Origin of the sequence: Massilia sp. 2TAF26 (genome assembly GCF_052115005.1) — a bacterium.
Lineage (GTDB): Bacteria > Pseudomonadota > Gammaproteobacteria > Burkholderiales > Burkholderiaceae_D > Telluria.
Genome location: NZ_JBFRFV010000001.1, coordinates 18,083 through 43,620 on the forward strand (window position 1 = coordinate 18,083; position 25,538 = coordinate 43,620).

Sequence of the window (25,538 nt, forward strand, 5' to 3'; positions counted from 1 at the left end):
GCGGAGCAATGGTATGGTGACTTTTGAGTGGTTTCGCTAGTCCTTGATTATATTCAACTGTGGTTAAAAGCCGATACCATTTTTTCACTAAGGAAAAATATTCCGAACATTCTTCACAGAACTGACGATTTCCTGTTGTAAGTACACCTCATGGTGGACGGACACTTTCTCCACGTGCGGCGGCAGCAAAAATGATTTTGCGATTAGCGGCCAACTCATGCACACTCGCGGGTGTATTGTTTCTGGCCATTAATTAAATAGTTTGAAGAGATTCGCGGACAGCTTTTTCTCGATGTTCAGGCGCGGGCGCACGGGCGGACCCGCGGCACTGGCGCATCTGTGCGCCTGGTGCGTCCTGGTAAGCGGCTGCCTTGCGGGCACGGCTGCTGCCGCAGCCGATCTCGTCTTCAACGGTGGCGCTGCGGGAAATTGCTCTCTCTCCAGCAAAACCTATACCTGCAATGGCTTCCCGCTGACCACCAACACCGATACGATGACGATCGCCGATGGCTACACGGTCGTCGTCAACAGCAGCGGCGTCAACTTCGACTACAACCAGAGCCTGGCGATGAGCGGCTCGGCAACCCTGAACGTGACCGGCAACCTGAATATCGGCAATATCAAGCCGAGCAATCTGGCGATCAGCAGCGGCAACCTCATCAGTGGCGGAACCTTCACGATCGGCAACCAGGCGCAGTCGATAACCGCCAACATCAGCGCCGTCACCATGAACCTCGGTTCCGGCTCGACGACCAGCATTACCGGCAGCGTCAGCGCGAGCGGCAACGTCTCGATCGGCTCCCACTGCACGATCAACGGCGCGGTGAACGGCAACGTCATCGACACCGACTCGCCGGTGGTCATCAAGGGCAACGTCACGGCCAGGACCAGCTTTACCCTCGCATCCGGCAGCTCGGTTGCCGGCGACATCGTCGCCCCGACGGTCTCCTTGCTGGCTTCGCAAAGCGCGGTCAACGGCAAGATCACCGCCAAGACCTCGCTCCGGCTAGGCGACAAGGTCAACGTGACCGGCGACGTCAGCGCCGGCAACCTCACACTCGACAGTTCCAACGCGATCATCAACGGCAACGCCACGGTCGACCGTGCAACCCTGAACTGGGCCGGCCGCGTCACCAAGATGATCTATTGCACGGGTGGCACGACCAACGGCCAATGCGACTGCGTCACCAACAACAGCGGCTTCCCGGTCAACACGGACCAGGGGCCGCATTGCGCGGTTGCGCCATCCGCCACGCCCATCGACCACTTCCTGATCGTGCACGACGGCAGCGCCAGCGCCTGCACGCCGGAGCCGGTGACGGTCAAGGCCTGCGCCGATTCGGCATGTACGAGCCTCTATACCGGTGGCGTCAGCGTCACCTTGCAGCCGGGGGGCAAGAGCTTCGCCATCGGCTCGAGCGGGGTCAGCATCAACGCGACCGTCAGTCAGTCCGTTCCGGGTACGGCGACGCTGGCGCTCGGTGGGGCCAGCGTAGCGGCCGCCAATGCCCTCCAGTGCAGCAGCACGTCGAACGGCAGCGCGTCCTGCAGCATGAATTTCGATGGCACCATCGGGCTCGGCCTGACCTTGCAGGACCAGTATTCGGCAACCGTCACGCCGTTCACCCTGACAGCCACCGTCTCCGACCCGAAGACGAAATCCTGCGTGCCTGCCTTGGTCGGCCAGCAGAAAACAATACAGCTGAGCTGCGCCTACGGCAATCCGGGTAAGGGCAGCCTGCCGGTCAAGGTGAGCAGCCTCGCCAACGTGGCAAGCAACGACCCGTCGTTCCAGACCCTGAGCGCCGCCGGCGCAAGTACCAGTACCTGCACCGGCAGCGCCCGCGGTTTCCCGATCACCTTCGATAACAACGGCAGCGCGACCTTCTGGATGTACTATGCCGACGTCGGCAAGCTCGGCATCGCCGCCTCGACCTCGGACAATAGCGCGAAGGACGCCAGCGGCAATGTCATCGTCGCGCCATATTCGTTCAGCCTGAAAACCACGTCGCCGACGATCGCGGGCAAGGCCTTCGATGTTACCGTTACTCCTCTCAACGCGGAAGGCGTCACAACCCCCAATTTTGGTCTGGAAGCCACCCCCGAGACCGTAAACTTCAGCATGGGCGCACTCGACACGGTCGGCTGCAAGCTGAATGCGACGGATCTGGGCCAGCTGAGCCTCGTGGACAGCAAAATGACCGGAACCGGCTTCTGGGGTCAGTTCACCTATACGGAAGCCGGCGCCTTCAACATCAAGGCCGAGCAAACCAGCGCCAAGTACCTCGGCGGCGCCAAGCCCCGTCCGGCCGCGGTCCAGACCAGCCTCGGCGCCGCCAGCGGCTGCGGCGCGATCCTCTCGATGCCGGCCTATTTCAAGGTCAAGGAAAGCCGGGTCGCCACTGGCAGGAATTTCTACTATTCCGGCGAGCCGGTCGACGTCACCGTCACTGCCATGAGCGCGCTGGGCAATGTCACGACGCTTTACGACAGCGGCTTCGGCTACAGCAAACCGCTGCTCTTGACCGCCTACGATGCCACCGGCAGCACGCCCATTCCCGCCAGCTCCAACACCACGCCGCCTTTCCCCAATCCCGGCACGCTGTCCGGGCTCGGCAGCTCAAGCGCAGCGCCGCTGCCGGCCAGCGCCTTCGTCAGCGGAGTCGCCACCCTGCCCGCGACGTCGTCCACGCCGCTGGTGTTCACCTTCGCGAACTCGCCGAGCCTGCCATTGAAGATCCGCCTGCGCGCGACGGAAACGGCAGCCGGCGGCGTCAGCTCGAAAGATGCCCCCGCCGGCGGCGAAGACGTCTATGAAGCCCGCAGCGGCCGCGTCACCATCGCCAGCCGCTTCGGCAACGCCAAGGGCGACCTGGCCCTGCCGGTCACCCTGCAGTACTGGACCGGCGGCAGCTGGATCCAGAACACCAGCGATGGGGACGACCTCCATCCGATTCCCACCTCGGCCATCGCGATCCAGCCCGCCTCGCCGCTTCTGCCGCCCGCCTTGACCCCGGCCGGCATCGACCAGAACCGCCAGGTCATCAGCATGACAAAGGGTTTGGGCAGCTTGAGCCTGCACCCCACCGGCGGCACCGGCACCGCGACCGTCGCCATCAACCTCGGCACCGCCACCACGGACACATCCTGCCTGCCCGCCCCGCGTCCCGCCAGCACCGGCGCGAAGATGCCCTGGCTGCGCGGCCCGAACGGCATCTGCGCACCTTCGGCGGCACCGGCCGCAGACCCGGCCGCGCGCGCCACCTTCGGCATCTACACGCCCGAGGCCAAGCGCCTGATCCACACGCGCGAGGTGTTCAATTGAGGGAGCGCGGCTTCACGATGGTCGAGCTGATCGTCATCATGGTCCTGCTGGGCATCATGGCGGCGGTCGCCGTGCCGCGCTTGATCAACAGCGGCGAGCGCGGCGCCCAGGTGTTCGGCGACCAGCTCGTCAGCGGCCTGCGGCTGGCGGCGACCTCGGCGCGCGCGCATCGCCGCCTTGTCTGCGCCAGCCTGGGCCCCAAGGCGCTGACCCTGCGCATCGCCGTGGAGAACCCGGCGAAATCGGCGCCGGCCTGCGCGAACCTGCTGGCGAATGCGCCGGACAGCGATTTCTCGACCTCGGATCCGGACGTGCTGGCCAGCGGTTTGAGCGGCAATCTGTACTTCCAGCCGAACGGCGACATCAGCTCTGACGTCGACGGCAAGACCCTGATCGACACCGCGCAGATCACGATTTCCGCGCAAGGCTCGCCCCAGCGCGTCATCACGCTCGCGGGAGGCACCGGCTATGTCGAATAACCGCGCTCGGGTGCGGATGCGCCGGCGCAGCGCCGGGGTCACCCTGGTCGAGCTGATCATCGCCATGGTCATCATCGCCGCCGCTCTGGGCGGGCTGGTGGCGGCCTTCAGCACCGGCAACCGCGCCAGCGCCGACCCGCTGATCCTGCAGCAGAAGGTGGCGATCGCGGAGAGCCTGATGGGCGAAATCCTGCTCAGGCCTTACGCATTGAACACCACTTTTCCTACTCCCAACGTGCGCGACACGTTCGTCGATGTACGGGATTTCAACGACTATGGAAAAGGCCTGTCCGGCATCCGCGACGCCAAGAACAATCCGATCGCCGGCCTGGAGTCGTACAACGTGCTCGTCAGCGTACCCATGGCCGACGACATCCAGAAACTGCGCGCGGACACACCGAATCTGAAGATCACGATCACTGTCACCTACAAGATGGACGCCAAGCCCGAGGACGCCTTCGTCCTCACCGGATGGCGCACACCCCCATGAACAAGGAACGCGGCTTCACCCTCGTCGAGCTGGTCATCGTGATCATGGTGACCGGCATCATCGCAGGCATCTTCGCGATGCAGTTCGGCCCCGCCCTGCAGAACTACCTGGCGGTAGGCCGGCGCGCCAACCTGACCCACATGGCCGACACCGCCCTGCGGCGCATGGTCGCCGAGATCCACACCGCGGTGCCGAACTCGCTGCGCCTGTTGCCCGCACAAAGCGCGAACGGCGCATCCTGCCTGGAGATGGTGCCGAGCAGCGACGGCGGCCGCTTCCGCACGGCCGCCGATACGCAGTGGGACCAGGACAATCCGGGGAACCCGTCGAAGTGGCTCGACCTGACCCAGCCATCCGTGGCCTTCGACGTGCTCACGCTCTTTACCACCACGCCGGTGCAAGGCGATTGGGTCGTGATCGGCAACCAGAACACTGCCGACGTCTATACGGGCGTCAGCCGAGGCCAGGTCGAATCCGTCACCACCCCGCCCGCCAAGCTCGGGACGTCCCGCATCACACTGCAGGCAGCGAAGCAGTTCCCTTATGGGTATGAGGGCGGCCGCTTCTACATCGTGCCGAATACCCTGCAGGCAGTCACCTATATGTGCAGCGCACCGGCACAGGATGGCAGCCGCACCCTGACCCGCATCGTCGGCTATGGCTTCAGCGGCACCCAGAGCTGCCCGGTCACCACCGGCAGCGACGCGATCTACCCTGGCGGCAAAAGCTCAATCGTCAGCACCAAGGTCGGCAACTGCAACTTCGCCTACGACCCCAGCCAGGGCGCGACCGCGCAGAGCGGCTTCGCGCAGCTGCAACTGACACTCACCGACAACGGCGAAACCGTCACGCTCACGGTCGGCTCGCAAGTGGAGAACATGCCGTGAAACGTCCGCCGATGTTGCGAACACAGGGCGGTTTCGCCTACATCGCCGCCGTCATCCTGCTGGTGCTGATGGCCGGTATGGCGACCGCCATCGTGCGCCTGAACACGAGCCAGGCGAATGCCGCCACCGGCGCGGCGCTCGGTGCGCGCGCCAGCCAGGCGGCGCGGGCCGGTCTCGAATGGGCGTTCTACCAGCTGAAAATGAATAACGCGCAGGGCTGCGCGGCAAAGGAGGACTTGAACGACTTCCAGAAGGACAGCGGCTTTTTGGTCACCGTGCGCTGCAAGCCTACGAGCTACAATGAGGGGCAGGATCCGGTCAGCGGCGACGTGGTAGTCAAGAACCTGTACCAGGTCGAGGCGGTGGCCTGCAACGGCAGCTCGGGGTCGTGCCCTGACAATGGCAGTAGTGCGCAGGTGGACTATACCGAGCGGCGGCGGGTGGCGACGGTGTGCATGACGCCGACTGGCGGGGATTGTTACTAGGGGATCGGGCCAGGAGGACGGGATCGGCAAGCGCCGATCCCGGAACGAAGATTATTCGCAGTCGCTTGCGATGGTCGTGCCCACGGTGACGGTCGGCGCGGCTGTCGCGGTGGCCGGAGGGGTGTACAGCACGTAGCATTTGGTCGCGTTGGCGTTGCCGGCCAGGCTCTTCGGCACCAGGGCGATCTGGCTGCCGGTGGTGGCCGGCTTCACCGTGACGCTGGCGTTTTCGGTAGCGCTGTACGCAGTGTAATCGTTGGTCGAGATGCCGGCTGCGGCGAGGATGCCGCCAGTCGTTCCCATCGGGTAGCCATTCGCCACTTCGATATTCACGCCCTCGACCGGCACCGTGTTTGGTGTCGCAGCGGTCGACACCACGCCAGGGTTGACCAGGATCTTGCCATGGACGATGGCGGCCGCGGAAGATATCGCACCCTTGGCCGCGTTAACGCTGGCCAGGCGAGCATCGCCGCTAAGGTTGGCAAACTTCGGCAGCGCAGTCGCCGCCAGAATGCCCAGGATAACGATCACGACGATCAGTTCGATCAGAGTGAAACCGCCCTGCGCCTGGACCTTGATATTCTTGTTCATCAAACTCTCCGAATGAAGTGAGGTTTTGCGGTTTCGACGCCGCTTGTGGTGGTTTAAGACCGCCTATCCGCTGACTTGATTCAGGGCCAGGCTTTTCTTGCTTGTGCGCAGAAATTCTACCTTGAATCTGAGCAATTTCGATGTGCTGAAGGAAAAACTTTCAGTGTTTTTGGGTAAATACACAAGGGTTCTGTCGCGCGGGTCAAACACCCAGCCCGCAGCGCCGATCTCCTTGGGGTCGGGCGCATAGTATTCGCCCAGGTAATTAGCAGGTTTCCAGGCCAGCAGCTTGATCGGATTGTCGGCTGCCAGGCGCTGCAGGTCCAGGTCGCGGCCGCTGGACATCAGCTGGCTGCTGCGCACCTGCAGCGAGGTGCGCAGCGCGGCCACGACCTGGCGCGCCGCCGTGATCTCGGCCTGCTCGCGGTAGAACTCGAAGCGGTCCAGCGCGACGGCGCTGACGATGCTCGATACCACCAGCACGGCGGCGAATTCCAGCAGCGTGAAACCGCGCTGGGCTTTATGTCGGAATCCCATCTTCATTTGTTGTGCAGGGCAGCTTTGCCCAGGTCCCAGATCGGCAGGAAGATACCCAGCGCCAGCACCAGCACCATCACGCCGAGGAAGGTGATCAGGATCGGCTCGATCTGGCTCGACAGGGTCTTCAGTTCGTAATCGACTTCGCGTTCGTACATCATCGCGATTTCGTCCATCAGGTCGTCGAGCGAGCCGGATTCCTCGCCGACGGCGATCATCTGCAGCACGATCGGCGTGAACACCTGCGCATTGGTGGCGGTGCGCAGGATGCTCTCGCCGCGTTCGACGCCGTCGCGCATCTGCTCGATGCGCATCGCCAGGTAGGCGTTGTCGGCGGTCTGCGACACCACCGTCAGCGCCTGCACGATCGGCACGCCGCTGCGGATCGACAGCGCGAAGCTGCGGGCGAAGCGCGCCATGGTCGCCTTGTGGACGATCTTGCCGGCGATCGGCAGGCGGAGTTTGTAGCGGTCCCAGGCCAGCCTGCCGGCGCCGCTGCGGGTCCAGGCGCGAAAGCCGAAGAACATGCCTGCGGCGGCGACGCCAAATGCCGGCCACCACGCCACCGTGAAACGCGAAAAGCCGATCAGGATCCGCGTCATCAGCGGCAGCTCGGCGTGGAAGCTGTTGAAGACCTTCTCGAACTGCGGAATCACGAACAGGTTCACGACAATCATCGCTACCGCCATCGCAATGATCACGAAGCTCGGATAGCGCAGCGCCGTCTTCACGCGCTCGCGCATGTCGCGGTCGAACTCCAGGTGATCGAACAGGCGCAGGAAGACTTCCTCCAGTCGCCCTGTCATCTCGCCGACGCGCACCATCGCCAGGTAGAAGGGCGAGAAGCACTCGGGGTGGCGACGCATCGCGGTCGACAGTTCGCGGCCGGCGTCGAGCGATTCGCGCAGGTCGCGGATCACGACCGCAAAGCTCTTGTTGACGGCCGACTCCTGCAGTCCGCCCAGCCCGCGCATGATCGGCACGCCCGACTTCAGCAGCGTATAGATCTGGCGGCTGAACAGCTGGACGTCGAGCGAGGTCACCTTCTTGCGCGTCAGGCGCGCCCACAGGCCGTCCTCTTCGCCGCCGGACACGGAGGCCGACTTGCGCGTGGTCGGGCTGATCTCGATCGGGGTCACGCCGCCGCCGAACAACTGGTCGGCGACCGCGCCGGCGTCCAGGCCCTCGAGCACGCCAGCCACCAGTTCGCCGCTTCCGTTGCGGCCTTTGTAGGCAAAGAACGGCACGCTTTAGTCCTCGAGCTGGTTACTGACGCGCATGGCTTCTCCCACCGTGGTCTTGCCCTGCACCGCCAGGCGCACCGCGCTGCGGCGCAGGGTCTCGCCGCGCATCTCCGCATGGGCCGCCTTCAGGAAATGGCCGGGGTCCGGATGGTTGATCGCTTCGTGCACGGCGCGCGTCATCTCGAGCAACTCGTAGACGCCGGTGCGGCCGCGGTAGCCGGTACCGTTGCAGTGCGAGCATCCGCGCCCGTGGAACAGCGGCACGCTCTCGGCGCGGTCGCCCAGTTCCGCACGCAGCCAGGCGCGCTCCGGCGCCGGCGCCGCATACGGCTGGGCGCAGCTCTCGCAGATCACGCGCACCAGGCGCTGCGCCAGCACGGCCTGCAGCGAGCCGCCCACCATGTAGCGCGGCACGCCCATGTCCATCAGGCGCAGCGGCGTGCTGGCGGCATCGTTGGTGTGCAGGGTCGACAGCACCAGGTGACCGGTCATGGCGGCGCGCAGGCCGATCTGAGCGGTCTCCTGGTCGCGCATCTCGCCGACCAGCACGATGTCCGGGTCCTGGCGCAGCGCGCTGCGCAGCACGCGGGCGAAATTCAGTTCGATCTTGTCGTTCACCTGCACCTGGTTGATGCCCGGGAGGCGGTATTCGACCGGGTCCTCGACCGTGATCAGCTTCTTCTCGACCGAGTTGAGTTCCGCCAGCGCGCTGTACAGCGTGGTCGTCTTGCCGGAACCCGTGGGGCCGGTCACCAGCACCAAGCCGTTGGGGCGCTGGACGATGGCGCGGAAGCGCTCGACCAGGCGCGGATGCATGCCGATCGCGTCCAGGCGCAGGTTCATGCCGACCTGGTTCAGCAGACGCATGACGACCGATTCGCCGTACTGGGTCGGCATGGTCGAGATACGCACGTCGATGCGCTGGTTGCGGACCTTGACCGCGAAGCGGCCGTCCTGCGGCAGGCGCTTCTCGGAGATGTCGAGGTCGGCCATCAATTTGAGGCGCAGCGCCAGCGGGGTCGCGATCTTGATGTCGGCCTCGGTCTGCAGGTGCAGCACGCCGTCGATGCGGAAGCGGATCTGCAGGCGGCCGTCCTGCGGCTCGATGTGGATGTCGGAGGCACGCACCTGGGCGGCATCGTCGAACACCGACTGCAGCAGCTTGACCACCGGCGCTTCTTCGAGCCCGGAGTTGGATGCCAGGGCGCCGAAGTCGACCGAGGTGGTGTCGCCCAGGTCCTGCTCCAGCTCGCGCGCCAGACCGGTGATCTCGCCGGTGCGGCGGTAGATGCGGTCGATCGCCTGCAGCACCTCGGTCTCGTTGACCACCGCCAGCTCGATGGTCTTCTTGAGCAGGCGCGCGATCTCGTCGTAGGCGAACAGGTCGGTCGGATCGGAGACACCGACCAGCACGGTCTCGCTGCGGTCTTCCAGCACCAGCGCACGGAAGCGCCGCGCCTGGGTCTCGGGCATCAGCCGGACCACGTCCTGGTTGATGTTGTAGAACTTGAGATTGATGTAAGGGATGCCGAGCTGGCGCGCCAGTGCGCCGGAGATCTGCTCTTCGGTGACGAAGCCGCTCTCGACGAACACCCGGCCCAGCTTGCGCCCGGTGCGCTTCTGGTCACCCAGCGCCGCATTCAGCTGCTCTTCCGACAGGAGCTTCTGTTGCACCAGGATTTCCCCAAGCCGGACTTTTTCTGGCCTCGCCATGACACCCTTTAACGTTTTGTAGGACTAGTCCTTCAATTGTAAAACAGAAAGTCCAAACATTGACTCATGGAATTAAGTTCTGTCGTCCATACGTAACGTCAAGCGTATTCGCCATGTAATATGACCAACACCAAACCGGGGTCAGAGCACTTTTCTCACCAAATTCGGGGTCAGAGCACTTTTTGAGGAAATTGCCCCAAAGACACAATTACTTCTCCGCCCCCTGTATAGCCGGCGCCGCCATCGTGGAAGCGACTGGCTGAGAAGTGAGTAAAGGACATTGCCCGAAAATGTGCTCTGACCCCGAACTTAGCGAATAAAGTGCTCTGACCCCGAATTTTTGATAGATGGAGGACGCATGCGTCGTGCCGTACGCCGGCGGATTTTTTTGATGCGCCATGGCAGCGTTACTTATTTCGATACCGCTGGTAAGCCCTACCTTCCGGAGACTGTGCCGCTGAACGAGGATGGCCGGGCGCAGGCTGATGCGGCCGGTCTTGCTTTTGCTGCTGCCTGTGTGCGCTTCGACCGCGTGATCGTTTCCGGGCTGCTGCGTACCGTCGAGACCGCGGCGCGGGTGCTGGCGGTGACCGGGCAGGCGATCGCACCCGAGACCTGGCCGGAACTGGAGGAGATTCGCGCTGGCCGGCTGTCCACGATTCCGACCGCCGAGCTGAAACGCGCCTTCACCGGGGCTTTCGAGGGCCTGGTGCCGGCCGGACAGCGCTTCCTGGGCGGCGAGTCGGTGGGCGAGCTGATGGACCGCGTCCACCCGGCCATCGAGCGGCTGCGTGCCGATGCGGACTGGGACACGGTGCTGCTCGTGCTGCACGGCGGCGTCAATTGCGCGATCCTGTCGCTGGCGCTCACCGGCCAGCGGCTCTTCCTGGGCGGCCTTGCGCAGGCGCCGGGATGCATCAATGCGCTCGATGTCGGCGATGATGAGCGCGACTGGGTGGTGCGCTGCGTGAACCACAGCCCGCCGGAGCCGCTGCAGCCGCAGGCGCGGGCGACCACCATGGAGTTGTTGTTCGAGCAGTACCGCAAGTCGCGTTAAAAAAGCACGTTCGTTCGGGCTTGCGCTATTATTTAGCGAAAAAAGCAGCTTGCCCCCGCCTGCGCGGGAACGACGGCACTAAGGGAGACACGATGTTCGAAGAGATGATAGGCACCAAGCCAGTATCCGAACGCCAGCGCTTCGACGGCGCAGCCCTCGGCGCCTGGCTTCAGCAGCATGTGGAAGACTACCCCGGCGGCACGCCGGCGGTGGAGCAGTTCAAGGGCGGCCAGTCGAATCCGACCTTCAAGCTGTCCGCCGGCGGGCGTCATTATGTCTTGCGCGCCAAGCCCGGCCCCGCGGCCAAGCTGCTCCCTTCGGCGCATGCCATCGACCGCGAATTCCGCGTGATGGACGCGCTGCACAAGGCCGGCTTCCCGGTCGCGCGCCAGTACGCCCTGTGCCTGGACGAATCGATCATCGGCCGCGCCTTCTTCGTGATGGAATTCGTCGAAGGCCGCGTGCTGTGGGACCAGTCGCTGCCCGGCATGCGCCGCGAAGAGCGCGCCGCCATCTACGACGAACTGAATCGCGTGATCGCCCAGCTGCACACGATCGACTACGCCGCCATCGGCCTGGGCGACTACGGCAAGCCCGGCAACTACTTCGCGCGCCAGATCGAGCGCTGGACGAAACAGTACCAGGCATCCCAGCTTGATCCGATCGAGGCGATGGACAAGCTGATCGCCTGGCTGCCGCAGCACATCCCGCCCGGCGACGATACGTCCATCGTGCACGGCGACTACCGTCTCGATAATATGATCTTCCACCCGACCGAGCCGCGCATCCTGGCGGTGCTGGACTGGGAGCTGTCAACCTTGGGCCATCCGGCTGCCGATTTTTCCTACCACTGCCTCAGCTGGCATATCCCGCCCGGCAAGTTCCGCGGGATCGCCGGCCTCGACCTACCCGCCCTGGGCATTCCAAGCCAGGACGAGTACATCGCCGCCTACAGCCGGCGCACCGGCCGCACGATCCGCCGCGAGGATTTCGACTTTTATCTCGCCTACAACCTGTTCCGCCTGGCCGGCATCATGCAGGGCATCATGAAGCGCTATGTCGACGGCACCGCTTCCAGCGCCCAGGCGCTCGAGAACGGCAAGGCTGCGCGGCCGATGGCGGAGATGGCCTGGCAGTTTGCGATGCGCAGCCGCTAAAAGCGCTGAGAGCCTGCTTGCTGAGCTTGCTGAACCTGGGTTCCCGCCTGCGCGGGAAACAACATACTGGGAACACTTATGGACTTCGACTACTCCACCCGCTGCAAGGACCTGCAATCCAGGCTGCTCGCCTTCATGGATGTTCACATCTACCCCAACGAGAAAGCCTTCAAGGAAGAAGTCGACCGCAACGGCCAGCAGCAGGGGAACCGCTGGATCCCGACCGCCCTGGTCGAGAGCCTGAAGCCGATCGCCCGCCAACAGGGCCTGTGGAACCTCTTCCTGCCGCGCTCCGAACGTGCGCCCGAGGGCCTGGCCAACCTCGACTATGCGCCGCTGTGCGAGATCATGGGCCGGGTCGCGTGGGCGCCCGAAGTCTTCAACTGTTCCGCGCCCGACACCGGCAATATGGAGACGCTCGAACGCTACGGCACCGAGGAACACAAACGCCAGTGGCTCGAACCGCTCCTGAACGGCGAGATCCGCTCCGCCTTCGCGATGACGGAACCCGACGTCGCCTCCTCCGACGCCACCAATGTCGAAACCCGCATCGAAAGAGACGGCGACGACTACCTCATCAACGGCCACAAATGGTGGATCTCGGGCGCCGGCGACCCGCGCTGCAAACTCTTCATCGTGATGGGCAAGACCGATCCGGCGGCGGCCCGCCACCAGCAGCAGTCGATGATCCTGGTCCCGAGCGATACGCCCGGCATCACGATCAAGCGCCCGCTGCCCGTGTTCGGTTACGACGACGCTCCCCACGGCCACTGCGAGATCCTGTTCGAGAACGTCCGCGTGCCGGCGTCGAACATCCTGCTGGGCGAAGGGCGCGGTTTCGAGATCGCCCAGGGCCGCCTGGGACCGGGCCGCATCCACCACTGCATGCGCGCGATCGGCGTCGCGGAGCGTGCGCTGGAACTGATGTGCAGGCGCCTCGACAGCCGGGTCGCCTTCGGCCGCAAGATCTCGGAACAGGGCGTCTGGCGCGAACGCATCGCCGAAAGCCGGATCCGCATCGATACCGCGCGCCTCCTGACCCTGAAGACGGCATGGCTGATGGACACCGTCGGCAACAAGCAGGCCCAGTCCGAGATCGCCATGATCAAGGTGCTGGCCCCCACCGTGGCCCAGCAAGTGCTGGACTGGGCGATCCAGGCGCATGGCGCGGCCGGGGTCTCGGACGACTTCCCGCTGGCCTACCAGTGGGCCGGCAACCGCACGCTGCGCCTGGCCGACGGTCCGGACGAAGTCCACCGCAACGCGATCGCCAAACTGGAGCTGGCAAAATATAGCTGATAACATCGCTTCATGGCGGCGCATGGGCTCCGCGTAGCAGGCGGGGTTTGCGGTGCAGCTGTTTCAACGACGTTTTCTTCCTTCGATCCGCTCACGGCTGATCACGCTGGTATTCGCCTGCGCGCTGCCGATCCTGCTCGGCTACTTCACCTTCGCGCGCGATGCCGACCGCCGCGAGGCCCAGCACGTGGTCCAGGATGCGCAGATGATCGCGCGCGCCCTGGCGGCGGCCGTCGACCGCGACCTCGACAGCGGCGAGACCGCCGCGCGCGCCCTCGCCAACCAGCCCAGCCTGGCGGCCGGCGACCTCGCCACCTTCCATGCCGTCGCGCGCCGCCTGCTGCGGCCGGAATTCCCCGTCTACGCCTTCGTGCTGAGCGGCGCCGACGGCCGTGACCTGCTCGACACCCGCCATCCCTGGGGCACGCCGCTGACCACCAGCGGCAACGAAGCCGACGTCCGGCGCGTGTTCGAGACCGGCGATGCGGTCACATCCGGCCTGCACCGCGGTAACGCCACCCAGCCCTGGGTGATCTCGATCGCGGTGCCGGTCTGGCGCGACGGCAAGGTGGCGTATGCGCTATCGGTCGAGCAGCGCCCGCGCCGCATCGTCGGACTGCTGGCCGGCCAGCAGCTGCCCGTGGGCTGGGATGCCTACGTCTACGACAACCACGGCCGGATGGTGGCGCGCAGCGGCGAGGCGGTGCGCGGGATCGGTTCGCCGATTCCACCCGAGCTGCGCGATGCCCTGCTGCGCAGCCCGAGCGGCAACGTGACCCTGTCGCGCCCGGGACAGGGAATCTTCAACGCCGCCTATGCCGGCACGCCCCTGCACGGCTGGACCGTCACCATCGGTTTTCCGCGCGACGCCGCGCGTGACCTGCTGGGCCGTTCGCCCGGCGCGACCCTGGCCGGCATCGGCTTCCTGATGGCGATCAGCCTGCTGCTGGCCTGGGGCATCGGCGGCTCGATCGCGCGCGACGTCCGCGCCCTGACGGAACCGGCGGCCGATCTCGGACGTGGCCGCGCGCTTCACATTCCTGTGCTGCGAACCCAGGAAGCCGCCACGGTGGCGCGCGCGCTGCGCAAGGTCGAGGGCGACCTGCTGCAATACCGCCAGGGCCTGGAAGCCCTGGTGGCGGCCCGGACCAGCGAGCTGCAGCGCTCCAGCGCCCTGCTGGCCAATGTCTACGCCAGCGCGCCGGTGGGCCTGACCTTCCTCGACCGCGGCCTGCGCATCATCATGATCAACGACTACCTGGCGGCGGTGAACGGGATCCCGATCGCGTCCCATATCGGCCGCACCCTGCCGGAACTGTTCGGCGAGCGCGGGGTGGCGATCGAGGCGCATTACCGCCAGGTCCTGGCCAGCAAGCGTCCGCTGATCGACGTCGAGGACAGCGGCGAGCCGCCGGCCGAACCGGGCGTGATGCGGCACTGGATCTCCAGCTACTATCCGGTCTACGATGCCGACGGCGAGATGGTCGGCATCAATGCGGTGGTGCTCGACATCACCGAGCGCAAACGCCAGGAAGAACGCAACCGCGACAACGAGGCCCTGTTCCGCGCCCTGTTCGAAGGCGCCGCCGACGCCCACGTGCTGGTGGCCCTCGGCGCCGGCTACCTGAGCGCCAACCGGGCCGCGGTGGAGCTGTACGGCTGTGCCGATCTGGCCGAGCTGCTGCAGCTGTCGCCGGCCAGCGTCTCGCCCGAATTCCAGCCGGACGGCCGCCGCTCCGAGCAGCTCGCCCACGAATACATGCGGCGCGCGATCGACACCGGCTTTTGCCAGTTCGAGTGGATCCACATGCGCCGCGACGGCACCCTGTTCCATGCCGACGTACTGCTCAACAGCGTCGAGATCGGCGGCAAGGGCATCGTGCACGGTACCGTGCGCGACATCACGGCGCGCGTCCAGACCGACGCCGCCCTGCGCGCCGCCAGCCAGCGTATCGAGCAGAACGAACGCATGATCCGCACCGTGACCGACCACCTGCCGGCCCTGGTCGGCTACTGGGACGCCCAGCTGCGCTGCCAGTTCGCCAACCGCCCCTATCTCGAATGGCTGGGCCGCCCGGCCGCCGAGGTGATCGGCCATACGGCCCAGGAGCTGCTGGACGATGCCCAGATGGCCCAGGTCCGGCCCTACCTGGACCGGGTGCTGGCCGGCGAGCCGCAGTTCTTCGAGCGCCAGCTGCAGCGCCGGGATGGCGCCGAGCCGATCCAGGCCTGGGGCAGCTATATCCCGGACTTCGACGATGCCGGCCAGGTGCGCGGCTTCTACATGCTGCACTCGGACGTGACCGAGCTGAAACGCACCCAGTCGCGCCTCGAGGACGCCCTGCACGCCGCCGAAGCGGCCAGCAGCGCCAAGGGCCAGTTCCTGGCGAATATGAGCCACGAGATCCGCACGCCGATGAACGCCATCATCGGCCTGGCACGCCTGCTCGAAGAGGCGAAGCTGGAACGGCGCGAACGCGCCTACGTGACGCGGATGCAGATGGCGGCGAGGTCGCTGCTGTCGATGCTGAACGACGTGCTCGATTACTCGAAGGTCGAAGCCGGCCAGCTGGTGCTGGAACGCACCGGCTTCCGCCTCGACGAGGTGCTGGCCAGCGTCGCCGTGCTGGGCACCGCCGCCGCCTGGCACAAGGGCATCGAGCCGGTGTTCGCGGTGGCGCCGGACGTACCGCCGCGCCTGGTGGGCGATCCGATGCGCCTGCAGCAGGTGCTGCTGAACCTGGTCGGCAATGCGATCAAGTTCACCGAACGCGGCGAGGTCGTGCTGTCGATCGGGCTGGCCGACAGCAGCGACGGCCGGGCCGAACTGGCCTTCGAGGTGCGCGACACCGGCATCGGCATCGCGCCGGAGCAGCAGCAGCGCATGTTCGAAGCCTTCTCGCAGGCCGACAGCTCGACCAGCCGCAAGTACGGCGGCACCGGCCTGGGACTGGCGATCAGCCGCCGCCTGGTGGAGCTGATGGGCGGCGACCTGCGCGTGGACAGCGTGCCCGGCAAGGGAGCCCGGTTCCGCTTCTCCGCCTGGTTCGGGCTGGACGGCGGCGCGGCGCCAGCGCTGGCGGCGCCCGGCGATGCCAGGAGCGTGCTGGTGGCCGACGACAACGCCAGCAGCCGCGAAGCGCTAGCGCAAGCCCTCGAAGGCCGCGGCTGGGACGTCGAACGCGCGGCCACCGGCGCCGAGGCCCTGGCCCTGCTGCGCGGTACGCGCCGCTTCGACCTGGCCTTCATCGACAGCGCGATGTCCGACCTCGACGGCGCCTCGGTGCTGGCTTTCGCGCGCAGCGACGGCGCGCTCGCGATGCCGCGCTGCGCCCTGCTGGCGGCCGATCCCGAGCGCGAGCGCCTGGATGCGCTGACGGCCGACCTGAAAGTCGACGCCGTGCTCGGCAAGCCCTTCACCCCGGCCACGCTGGAGGACGCGCTGGCCGAGCTGCGTGACGGCCGGGCGGCGGGCGAGAGGGGGCCGGCGGCGCCATCGCTGGTCGGCCGCCTGAGCGGACTGCGCGTGCTGGTGGCCGAGGACAACCTGCTGAACCAGGAAGTGGCCAGTTTCGTGCTCCAGCACGCCGGCGCCGAGGCCGACTTCGCCGGCAACGGCCAGCAGGCGATCAGCATGCTGGCCGACGGCAGCCGCCACTACGACGCCGTGTTGATGGACCTGCAGATGCCGGTGATGGACGGTTTCGAGGCCGCGCGCGCGATCCGCGCCATGGGTTATGGAACGCTGCCGGTCCTGGCGATGACGGCCAACGCCATGGAGGAAGACCGGCGCCGCGCCCTGGAGGCCGGCATGGACGGCTACCTGGCCAAGCCGATCGACGTCGACGAACTGGTGCAGGTCTTGCGGCGCCGCACCGGCCGCGGCGAGGACGGCCAGGCGGACCCGGTCGGCGCGGCGCCGGTGATGTTGCCGGGCCTGCTGGCCGGCATCGACCTGAAGGCCGCCCTGCCGCGCTTCGGCGGCAGCTTTGCGAGCTTTGCCGCCGTGTTCAGGCGCTTCGAAAGCTCGCAGGGCCCAGTGATCGGCGAGGTGCGCGCCCTGCTGGCCGCCGGAGACCGGGTCCGCGCCGGCCAGCTGATCCACCGCCTGCGCGGGGTCGCGGCCAACCTCGGCGCCACCGAACTGGCCAGCCGCGCGCTCGACCTCGAACAGGCGCTTCGCTTCGAGGACGAGGCTGCGCTGGCACTGCGCCTGGCGCGGCTGGAAGGCGCGATGACGACCGTGCTGGAAGCCGCGCGCGAGCTGCCGGCCGAGGCGTCCTCCGCGCCGCCGCAGGCCGGCATTGCCGACGCCGGCCTGGAACGGCCGACCGTCCAGGACGAGTTGGCGCATTTACGCGATTTGCTACAAAATAACAACATGAAGGCGATGGCGCAGTTCGAGTCGCTGCGCCCGGCCCTCGCACGGCTGGCGCCGCAGGCCCTGCCGGCGCTGTCGGAGGCGGTGGCCACACTGCGCTTCGAAACCGCGGCCGCGCTGGTGGAGCAACTGGCAGGGACACTGAGGATCAAGGAGGAGGATGCATGAGCTGGACCGACATGGCCATCAACGGTCGCATCCTGGTGGTCGACGACGCGATGGAAAACATCCAGATCCTGCACGCCGCCCTGCAGGACGAGCACGAGGTGCTGTTCGCGATGGACGGTCCGCGCGCGCTCGAGATCGCCCGCACCCAGCATCCCGACCTGATCCTGCTGGACGCCGTCATGCCCGGCATGGACGGCTATGCCCTGTGCCGCGAACTGTTCGCCGCGCCCGAGACCAGCGACATCCCGGTGATCTTCGTCACCGCCCTCAAGTCGCCGGAGGACGAGACCCGCGCCCTGGGCGCCGGCGCCGCCGATTTCATCAGCAAGCCGGTCAACGCCGCCGTGGTGCGCGCGCGGGTACGCACCCAGCTTACCGTCAAGCGCCAGCGCGATGCCCTGCGCGAACTGATCCTGACCGACGCCCTGACCGGGGTCGCGAACCGCCGCGCCTTCGACGAGCGCCTGGAGACGGAATGGCGGCGCTGCGGCCGCGCGCAGCTAGCGGTGTCGCTGCTGCTGGTCGACATCGACCACTTCAAGCTCTACAACGACCATTACGGCCATCCGGCCGGCGACGCCACCCTGGTGCAGGTGGCCGGCGCGATGCGGCGCGCCGCCGGCCGCACCCAGGACCTGGTGGCGCGCTACGGCGGCGAGGAATTCGCGATCCTGCTGCCCCAGCTCGACGAAGTGGGCGCCACCGGCGTCGCGCGGCGCCTGATGCACGAGCTGGAGGTGCTGGACCTGCCGCACGCGGCCTCGCCCACCAGCGCGCGCCTGACGGTCAGCATCGGCATCTCGTCGATGGTTCCGGGCGAGCACAGCAGGCCCGCCGACCTGGTCCAGGTGGCGGACGCCCTGCTCTACCAGGCCAAGGCCGGCGGCCGCAACCAGTACCGGACCAGCGCCGGCTGACGGGGCCTCAGGCGGCCGGACGCCGTTTGAACATGCCCATGCCCTCGACCGTGCAGACGGTCTCGCCGTGCTGGTTGATCGCGACCCACTTCGACCACACCACGCCGCGGTCCGGCTTCGTGTTCGAGGCCTTGACCCGGGTGGTCTGGTAGTGCACGTTCAGCGTGTCGCCGGCGCGTACCGGCGCCAGCCAGCGCACGCTGTCGAGGCCCGGCGAACCCATGCTGGTGGACTTCGCCAGCAGGCCGTCGACCACCATCCGCATCATCATGCCGCAGGTATGCCAGCCGCTGGCGATCACGCCGCCGTAGATGGAGTGCGAGGCCGCTTCCCTGTCGACGTGGAAGGGCTGCGGATCGTAGGCCGAGGCGAAGGCGATGATCTCCTCTTCGGTCACGGCACGGGTGCCGAGGTCGATGTCCTGGCCCGGGAAGAAGTCTTCGAAATACCAGTCGATGCTGTTTTCGGCACTCATGGCGCCTCCGCTGCCGCCGCCTGGCCGGTGAAATCCGGCTGCGCCATGAAGCGCGCCAGGTGGTGGTCCGAATCGCCCAGCGTCAGTTCGATCGTGCTCAGGCGCTTGAAGTAATGGGCCGCCGCCAGTTCGTCGGTGACGCCCATGCCGCCGTGCAGCTGGACCGCCTGCTGGCCGACGAAGCGCGCCGCCTGGCCGACCCGGTACTTGGCTGCCGACACCGCCTGCCGGCGCGCGGCCACTTCGCCGCCGCGCAGGCGCACGGCCGCCAGCAACGCCATCGAACGGGCCTGCTCGAGGTGGATGTACATGTCGGCCATGCGGTGCTGCAGGGCCTGGAACTTGCCGATCGGGACCCCGAACTGCTGGCGCGTCTTCAGGTACTCGAGGGTGGCGGCGAACAGCGCGTCCATCGCGCCCACGGCTTCCGCGCACAGCAGGCCGGCGCCGTAGTCGAGGGCCGCTTCGAGCAGCGGCCAGCCGGCGCCGGGCTGGCCGATCGCGGCCGCGGCGTCGACCCGCACGCCGTCCAGGCGGACGTCGGCGGCGCGCTGCCCGTCCAGCATGCGGTATTCGGTGACGTGCACGCCTTCGGCATCGGCCGGTACCGCGAACAGGGCGATGCCGTCCTCGCCGCGCTGCCCGCCGCCGCTGCGTGCGGACACGACCAGCATCCCGGCCTGGGCGCCGTGCAGCACCACTTTCTTCTCGCCGCTGAGGCGCCAGCCCCCGCCGTCGCGTTCGGCGCGGGTCGCAATGTCGCGCATGTCGTGGCGCGACTGGCGTTCGCCCAGCGCGCAGGCCAGCTTCAGTTCGCCCGCCGCGATCCGTTCCAGCAGGGCCCCGTGGCCGCCGCCCAGGCGCAGGAATTCGGCGCCCAGCACGGTGGCGAAATAGGGTTCGACCACCAGCCCGCGGCCCAGCTCCTGCATCACGACGAACATGTCGACGGCGTCGCCTGAAAAACCGCCCTGCTCTTCCGGCACCGGCAGCGCGGTCAGGCCCAGCTCGGCCATCGTGGCCCATGCCTGTTCCGAGGTGCCGGCGGACGAGCGCACGATCTCGCGGCGCGCCTCGACGCCGTAATCGCGCGCGATCCAGCGCTTGAGGGCGTCGGCCAGTTGCAGCTGCTCTTCCTTGAATGCGAAGTCCATGCTCATTTTCCTTACAAGCGTTCCTTACAGGCCCAGGATCATCTGGGAGATGATGTTGCGTTGGATCTCGTTCGACCCGCCGTAGATCGAGGTCTTGCGATAGTTGAAGTAGTGGGACAGCAGCGGCGCGGCGAAATCGTCGTCGAAGACGCTGTGTTCGCGCTCGCCCTCCAGGTAGGCTTCGTCGAAGGGCAAGGCCATCGGGCCGGCGGCTTCGACCATCAGTTCCGTGAGGCGCTGCTGGATCTCGGTGCCGCGCACCTTCAGCACCGAGGCTTCCGGTCCCGGCGCCTTGTCCGCTTGCGCCAGCACGCGCAGCACGGTGGTTTCGAGCGCCATCAGTTCGATTTCGAGCTCGGCCACCCTGGCGCCGAACAGCGGATCCTCGATCAGCGGACGGCCGTTCTTCTGCTCGCGGCCGGCCAGGCGCTTCAGGCGCGCCAGCTCGCGCTTGGAGCGGCCGACGGCGGCGATGCCGGTGCGCTCGTGGCCCAGCAGGTATTTGGCGTAGGTCCAGCCACGGTTCTCCTGGCCGACCAGGTTGGCCGCCGGCACCCGCACGTTGTCGAAGAAGACCTCATTCACCTCGTGGTCCTCGTCCAGCATGATGATGGGCCGCACGGTGATGCCGGGGCTGTGCATGTCGATCAGGAGGAAGGAGATGCCCTCCTGCTTGCGCACACCCGGATCGGTGCGCACCAGACAGAAGATCATGTCGGCGTGCTGGGCCAGCGTGGTCCAGGTCTTCTGGCCGTTGACGATGTATTCGTCGCCCTCGCGCACGGCGGTGGTCTTCAGCGACGCCAGGTCGGAGCCGGCGCCCGGTTCGGAATAGCCCTGGCACCACCAGTCCTCGCAGGACAGGATGCGCGGGAGGTAGGTGTCCTTCTGCGCCTGGCTGCCGAAAGCCATGATCACCGGCGCCACCATGTTCACGCCGAAGGGCATGATTTGCGGCGTGCCGGCGCGCGCGCATTCTTCCTCGAAGATGTGGCGCTGCGCCGGCGTCCAGCCGGGACCGCCGTATTCCTTCGGCCAGCCCGGCGCCACCCAACCCTGGCGCGCCAGGATCTTGTGCCAGCGGACGTAGTCGTCCTTGCCGAGCCGCAGGTGGTTGAGCACCTTGTGCTGCAGGTCGGACGGCAGCTCCGCCTCCAGGAAGGCGCGTACCTGGTCGCGGAAGGCCAGGTCTTCGCTCGTGTAATTCAGGTCCATGGGGTCTCCTCGTTGTTCTTTGCGGCGCGCCAAAAAAGCACGATCGTTCCAAAGATTGTACCCGAATTTGCTCAGCCGTTTGGACGAAAAAAAAGCGGGCCGCAGCCCGCTGGAGAGGTGTTGCCTGCGCTCCTGGATCAGCGCGCGCGACGACGGCCGAGACCGGCGACGCCCAGCAGGCCGGCGAGCATCAGCGCCACGGTCGACGGTTCCGGCAGGTCGGTGGCGTCGGCCAGGTTGCCGCTGCCATTACCGTTACCGTTACCGATGCCGATGCTGATGTCGGTGTTACCGCCGATGCCACCGTTGCCGCCGGAGCCACCGATACCGCCCTCGGTCGAGGTATTACCGTTGCCGGTCAGCTTGTCGGTGCCGGTGTTGGCGCCGGTTTCGGTGGGCGCACCGGTGTTCGGGGTGGTGATGCCACTGTTGGCACCGCCATTGTTACCGGCCTGGGCGCCGCCGCCGGCGGTGGAGTTGCCGGCGCCGGAATTGCCGCCCGAGTTGTCGACGATCTTGTAGCCGTCCGGGGTGGCCACCACCGACATGCCGTCGCCCGCCAGGGCGGCCGCCTTGGCGGTGCTCAGGCCGGTCACATAGACACCGTCGATGCCTTGGCGCAGGGATACCTTCATGTCGCTGCCGACGCTGGCGCTGACTTTCTGGTACAGGGCCTGGACCAGGGCGTCGCTGCCAGCGCCGCGGTTGACCCCGGCGATCACGCTCGAGTCACCCACTGCGCCGGCAACATTGCTGCCGTTGACGATGCCGGCGCCGCCCGCTGCCGGGATGACGTCTGCATGCGCCACGCATGCACCGGCCATCAAGGCTGCCCCGATGAGATAACGTATTGTCATTTCGCGCTCCTTACTGAATGTTAAAATTATGATTACTACAATTGCTGARTAACCATAACACGAATGCAAGAAGGGCAAATTTCAATTGAAACGCATAAAAAAAGGCTGCTCCCTAGGGAACAGCCTGTTTTTTGGGCCTTGTCGGAGTAGTCCGACAGCAAAATCAGATATTACCTTATCAATAACGACTCAGTTGCCGCTTTGTTTCAATCCTGACATGTATGGCATGGTGCGCGATGCCATACGCGTATCGGCCTTCAGCATGCCGGCCTCGTCGGCCAGGATATGGGCGGCTTCCTGCAGGTAGACGTCCTTGGCATTCTTGGCGGCCTTCTCGGCGGCGATTTCCGCCGCCAGGCTGCGCTCGTCACCCTGCAGGCCGTCGTCGGCACGCGGCGCGCCCTTCAGCACCACATTGCTCTTCTTCGGCGCGGTCGGGTTCGGCGCCTTGGCGCGCTGCTCCTTGCTGCCCGGACCGGCCACCGGCTCGTCGGCCTTGCCCGGGTCCTGGGCGTCCGCCAGGCGCGATTCGCGCAGGCGGGCCTTGGCTTCCTGGTTCTCGCGTTCCTTGCGGCGCACCGCTTCGTTCAGCGAGATGATGTTATCCTTGCGCAGCTTCAGGGCTTCGGCGATGTCCTGCTCGATATCGCGGAATTCCTTGTCCTTGGCGACCCGGGCATCGTGGCGCTTCTGCAGCGGCGTGATCAGTTCCTTCAGGTCGCCGGCAGGCAGGTAGGTTGCCGGCTTGATCTGCACCCAGGGCAGCGCATTGTCGTAGGACGACTCGCCGAAGTTCTCGGCATCGGAGGTCACCGGCAGCTTGATGTCCGGCGTCACACCGCGCAGCTGGGTGGTGCCGCCGTTGATACGGAAGAACTGGGCGATGGTCATCTTCAGCTCGCCGTACTTCATCTTGTCGTTCTGCGAGAAGCGGTCGAGGTTGATCAGGGTCTGGACCGTGCCCTTGCCGAAGCTGGGCTCGCCGATCACGATGCCGCGGCCGTAATCCTGGATCGCGGCGGCGAAAATCTCGGACGCCGAGGCCGAACCGCGGTTGATCAGCACGCCCATCGGACCGTCCCAGGCCAGGCCGGCATTCGTGTCGCTCTCGACGTCGATGCGACCCTCGGCGGTGCGCTGCTGCACCACCGGACCCTTGTCGATGAACAGGCCGGTCAGTTCGACCGCCTCGATCAGCGAGCCGCCGCCGTTGTTGCGCAGGTCGATCAGGACGTTGTCGACCTTCTCTTTCTTGAGTTCGCCCAGGATGCGCTGGACGTCGCGGGTTGCGCTCTTGAAGTCCTTGTCGCCCTTGCGGCGGGCCTCGAAGTCCTGGTAGAAGGTCGGCAGCGAGACGATGCCGATGCGGCGCTTGACGCCGTTTTCTTTCACTTCGATGATCTGCTTCTTGGCCGACTGTTCTTCCATGCTGATCTTCTGGCGCACCAGCGGGATCGTGACGTGCTTGCCGTCCTGGCCGGCGTCGGCCGGCAGCACGTCAAGGCGCACGGTGGAGTTGCGTTCGCCGCGCACCAGCTGCACCACGTCGTCGATGCGCCAGCCCATCACGTCGGTGAACGGGCCATTGCCCTGGGCGACGCCGACGATGCGGTCGCCGACCTTCAGCTTGCCGGACTTGTCGGCCGGGCCGCCGGGGACGACCTCGCGGATCACCGTGTAATCGTCGCGCGACTGCAGCACGGCGCCGATGCCGTCCAGCGACAGGCGCATCATGATGTCGAAGTTCTCGGCCGAGCGTGGGCCCAGGTAGTTGGTGTGCGGCTCGATCGCGGTGGCGTAGGCGTTCATGAACATCTGGAACACGTCCTCGTTGTTCAGCTTCTTGAGGCGGTTCTGGTAGCCCTCATAGCGCTTGTCGAGGGTCTCGCGGATGCCCTTGTCGTCCTTGCCGGCCAGCTTCAGGCGCAGCCAGTCGTTCTTCACACGCTTGCGCCACAGGTCGCGGGCTTCGTCCTCGTTCTTCGCCCACGGGGCTTTCTCGCGGTCGATCTGCAGGGTTTCGTTGGTGGTGAAATCGAAATTGCCCTTCTGGACCAGTTCGCGCGCATAGGCCATGCGGTCGCTGAAGCGCTGCTGGTAGACGTTGAAGATCTGGAACGGCAGGGTCAGGTCTTCGTTGTTGATGGCGTCGTCGAACTTGGTGCGGGCCGGCGCGAACTGGTCGAGGTCGGCCTGGGTGAAATACAGCTTCTCGCTGTCGAGGGTCTTGAAGTAGTTGTCGTAAATCTTGGCCGACATCACGTCGTCCAGCGGCATCGCCTTGTAGTGGTAGCGCGCCAGCACGCGCGATGCCCACAGCGCCGCCTGGGTCTGGGCAGCGGTCGGCTTCAGCGGGCCCGCGTTGGTCTGGGCCGCATTGGTCTGGGCCGCGTTGGCCTGCACTTTTTCCGGCTGCGCCGTGACGACGTGGGCGGAAAAGGCCAACGCCAGCGCAACCATCAACATCTGCTTCTTCATTGTTCGTTTCTCCGGGCGGATTCTCTCGTGCGACCAATTCTACAGGATACCAGGGCGACGTAGAGTCGGCCTGCACGCATATTCAGCCGAGCTTAAGTCTGCGCCACCCAGCGAAGCTCAGGCTTTTACAAATTGAAACAGACTCGGTCGGAACCAGAACATGGCGATCGCTGTCACCATGATAATCACCAGCCAGGGCCAGCTGCGCGCGGCCAGCCGCCAGTCCACCGGGGACGGCCAGAAGGACAGGAATTGCGGCGCCAGCAGAAGGGTCAGGGCCAGGTCGGCCGGACCGAAGCTCCAGGCGCCGCGGGTGCGCCACCAGGCCACCGCAAGCGGCACCAGCAGCACCAGCAGCGGCGCCAGCGCGGCCGGGGCCGCGTTATACCAGCGCAGGTTGGCGAAGGTGACCGAGCCCAGCTCCCAGGTGCGTCCCTGGCGGCGCGGGATGATCGAGAAGCCGGTCGGGTCGGCGCCCAGCAGCAGGCCGACCGCAAAATGCGCCAGCTCGTGGCACAGGGTGCCGACCGCGCTGAACACGAAGAACAGCGGATGCAGCGAGGTCACCATCCAGATCAGGAAGGCCAGCGCCAGCGAGGGCACCAGGTAGAGCAGGATGTCGGCCATCC

Annotated in this window: 20 protein-coding genes; 10 read left to right on the forward strand and 10 right to left on the reverse strand. The window is 66.2% G+C overall.

Features of this window, described 5'->3' with window-relative positions; genetic code table 11:
- The first annotated feature begins 262 nt into the window (after positions 1-262).
- Genes AB4Z32_RS00100 through AB4Z32_RS00120 form a run of 5 tightly spaced genes read left to right on the forward strand, consistent with a single transcriptional unit; the run spans position 263 to position 5,666 of the window.
- Complete coding sequence (locus tag AB4Z32_RS00100) at positions 263-3,325, forward strand: DUF6701 domain-containing protein (RefSeq protein ID WP_441933187.1); 3,063 nt, start codon at positions 263-265, stop codon at positions 3,323-3,325.
- Entirely contained in the window at positions 3,322-3,804 is a 483-nt protein-coding gene (locus tag AB4Z32_RS00105) for a pilus assembly FimT family protein (RefSeq protein ID WP_441933189.1), read from the forward strand. Before AB4Z32_RS00100 ends, AB4Z32_RS00105 begins: the two co-directional genes overlap by 4 nt.
- A complete protein-coding gene (locus AB4Z32_RS00110; protein ID WP_441933190.1) occupies positions 3,794-4,294 on the forward strand; it encodes a prepilin-type N-terminal cleavage/methylation domain-containing protein in 501 nt (166 codons plus the stop codon). Before AB4Z32_RS00105 ends, AB4Z32_RS00110 begins: the two co-directional genes overlap by 11 nt.
- Positions 4,291-5,181: a type II secretion system protein gene (locus AB4Z32_RS00115; RefSeq protein ID WP_441933192.1), complete on the forward strand. Its 891-nt coding sequence runs from the start codon at positions 4,291-4,293 to the stop codon at positions 5,179-5,181. The genes AB4Z32_RS00110 and AB4Z32_RS00115 overlap by 4 nt, the downstream gene beginning before the upstream one ends.
- Positions 5,178-5,666, forward strand: a complete 489-nt coding sequence (locus AB4Z32_RS00120; protein ID WP_441933194.1) for an MSHA biogenesis protein MshP — start codon at positions 5,178-5,180, stop codon at positions 5,664-5,666. Before AB4Z32_RS00115 ends, AB4Z32_RS00120 begins: the two co-directional genes overlap by 4 nt.
- Positions 5,667-5,717: 51 nt before the next feature.
- Here the strand turns inward: AB4Z32_RS00120 and AB4Z32_RS00125 are convergent, their stop codons facing one another.
- From AB4Z32_RS00125 to AB4Z32_RS00140, 4 genes are all read right to left on the reverse strand, one after another.
- The gene (locus AB4Z32_RS00125; protein WP_441933196.1) at positions 5,718-6,257 is read right to left on the reverse strand and encodes a type II secretion system protein; all 540 of its coding nucleotides are present in this window, start codon (positions 6,255-6,257) and stop codon (positions 5,718-5,720) included.
- Positions 6,258-6,320: 63 nt separating this feature from the next.
- Positions 6,321-6,794, reverse strand: coding sequence for a type II secretion system protein (locus AB4Z32_RS00130; protein WP_441933198.1), 474 nt, complete (start codon positions 6,792-6,794; stop codon positions 6,321-6,323).
- A 2-nt stretch (positions 6,795-6,796) separates the two neighbouring features.
- Positions 6,797-8,041: a type II secretion system F family protein gene (locus AB4Z32_RS00135; protein WP_441933200.1), complete on the reverse strand. Its 1,245-nt coding sequence runs from the start codon at positions 8,039-8,041 to the stop codon at positions 6,797-6,799.
- Between the two features lie 3 nt (positions 8,042-8,044).
- The gene (locus tag AB4Z32_RS00140) at positions 8,045-9,751 is read right to left on the reverse strand and encodes a GspE/PulE family protein (RefSeq protein ID WP_441933202.1); all 1,707 of its coding nucleotides are present in this window, start codon (positions 9,749-9,751) and stop codon (positions 8,045-8,047) included.
- Positions 9,752-10,109: 358 nt separating this feature from the next.
- Between AB4Z32_RS00140 and AB4Z32_RS00145 the strand changes: the two genes are divergently transcribed.
- The 5 genes from AB4Z32_RS00145 (at position 10,110) to AB4Z32_RS00165 (ending at position 18,730) form a co-directional block, all read left to right on the forward strand.
- Positions 10,110-10,808 carry a histidine phosphatase family protein gene (locus tag AB4Z32_RS00145; RefSeq protein WP_441933204.1) on the forward strand — a complete coding sequence of 233 codons (699 nt, stop codon included), beginning with the start codon at positions 10,110-10,112 and terminating at the stop codon, positions 10,806-10,808.
- Positions 10,809-10,900: 92 nt separating this feature from the next.
- Positions 10,901-11,965 carry a phosphotransferase gene (locus tag AB4Z32_RS00150; RefSeq protein ID WP_441933205.1) on the forward strand — a complete coding sequence of 355 codons (1,065 nt, stop codon included), beginning with the start codon at positions 10,901-10,903 and terminating at the stop codon, positions 11,963-11,965.
- A gap of 78 nt (positions 11,966-12,043) precedes the next feature.
- The gene (locus AB4Z32_RS00155; protein WP_441933207.1) at positions 12,044-13,264 is read left to right on the forward strand and encodes an acyl-CoA dehydrogenase family protein; all 1,221 of its coding nucleotides are present in this window, start codon (positions 12,044-12,046) and stop codon (positions 13,262-13,264) included.
- 52 nt (positions 13,265-13,316) lie between these two features.
- On the forward strand, positions 13,317-17,813 hold the full coding sequence (locus AB4Z32_RS00160) for a PAS domain-containing protein (RefSeq protein ID WP_441933209.1): 4,497 nt from the start codon (positions 13,317-13,319) through the stop codon (positions 17,811-17,813).
- Positions 17,810-18,730 carry a diguanylate cyclase gene (locus AB4Z32_RS00165; RefSeq protein ID WP_441933211.1) on the forward strand — a complete coding sequence of 307 codons (921 nt, stop codon included), beginning with the start codon at positions 17,810-17,812 and terminating at the stop codon, positions 18,728-18,730. The genes AB4Z32_RS00160 and AB4Z32_RS00165 overlap by 4 nt, the downstream gene beginning before the upstream one ends.
- A gap of 7 nt (positions 18,731-18,737) precedes the next feature.
- Here AB4Z32_RS00165 and AB4Z32_RS00170 read toward each other — a convergent pair whose 3' ends face one another.
- The 6 genes from AB4Z32_RS00170 to AB4Z32_RS00195 form a co-directional block, all read right to left on the reverse strand.
- Complete coding sequence (locus AB4Z32_RS00170) at positions 18,738-19,205, reverse strand: MaoC family dehydratase (protein ID WP_441933213.1); 468 nt, start codon at positions 19,203-19,205, stop codon at positions 18,738-18,740.
- On the reverse strand, positions 19,202-20,359 hold the full coding sequence (locus AB4Z32_RS00175; RefSeq protein ID WP_441933215.1) for an acyl-CoA dehydrogenase family protein: 1,158 nt from the start codon (positions 20,357-20,359) through the stop codon (positions 19,202-19,204). The genes AB4Z32_RS00170 and AB4Z32_RS00175 overlap by 4 nt, the downstream gene beginning before the upstream one ends.
- 24 nt (positions 20,360-20,383) lie before the next feature.
- Entirely contained in the window at positions 20,384-21,574 is a 1,191-nt protein-coding gene (locus AB4Z32_RS00180; protein WP_441933217.1) for an acyl-CoA dehydrogenase family protein, read from the reverse strand.
- A gap of 137 nt (positions 21,575-21,711) precedes the next feature.
- A complete protein-coding gene (locus AB4Z32_RS00185; protein ID WP_441933219.1) occupies positions 21,712-22,431 on the reverse strand; it encodes a PEP-CTERM sorting domain-containing protein in 720 nt (239 codons plus the stop codon).
- Between the two features lie 189 nt (positions 22,432-22,620).
- On the reverse strand, positions 22,621-24,909 hold the full coding sequence (locus tag AB4Z32_RS00190; protein WP_441933221.1) for a carboxy terminal-processing peptidase: 2,289 nt from the start codon (positions 24,907-24,909) through the stop codon (positions 22,621-22,623).
- A gap of 117 nt (positions 24,910-25,026) precedes the next feature.
- Complete coding sequence (locus AB4Z32_RS00195) at positions 25,027-25,536, reverse strand: hypothetical protein (protein WP_441933223.1); 510 nt, start codon at positions 25,534-25,536, stop codon at positions 25,027-25,029.
- Positions 25,537-25,538 lie beyond the last annotated feature (2 nt).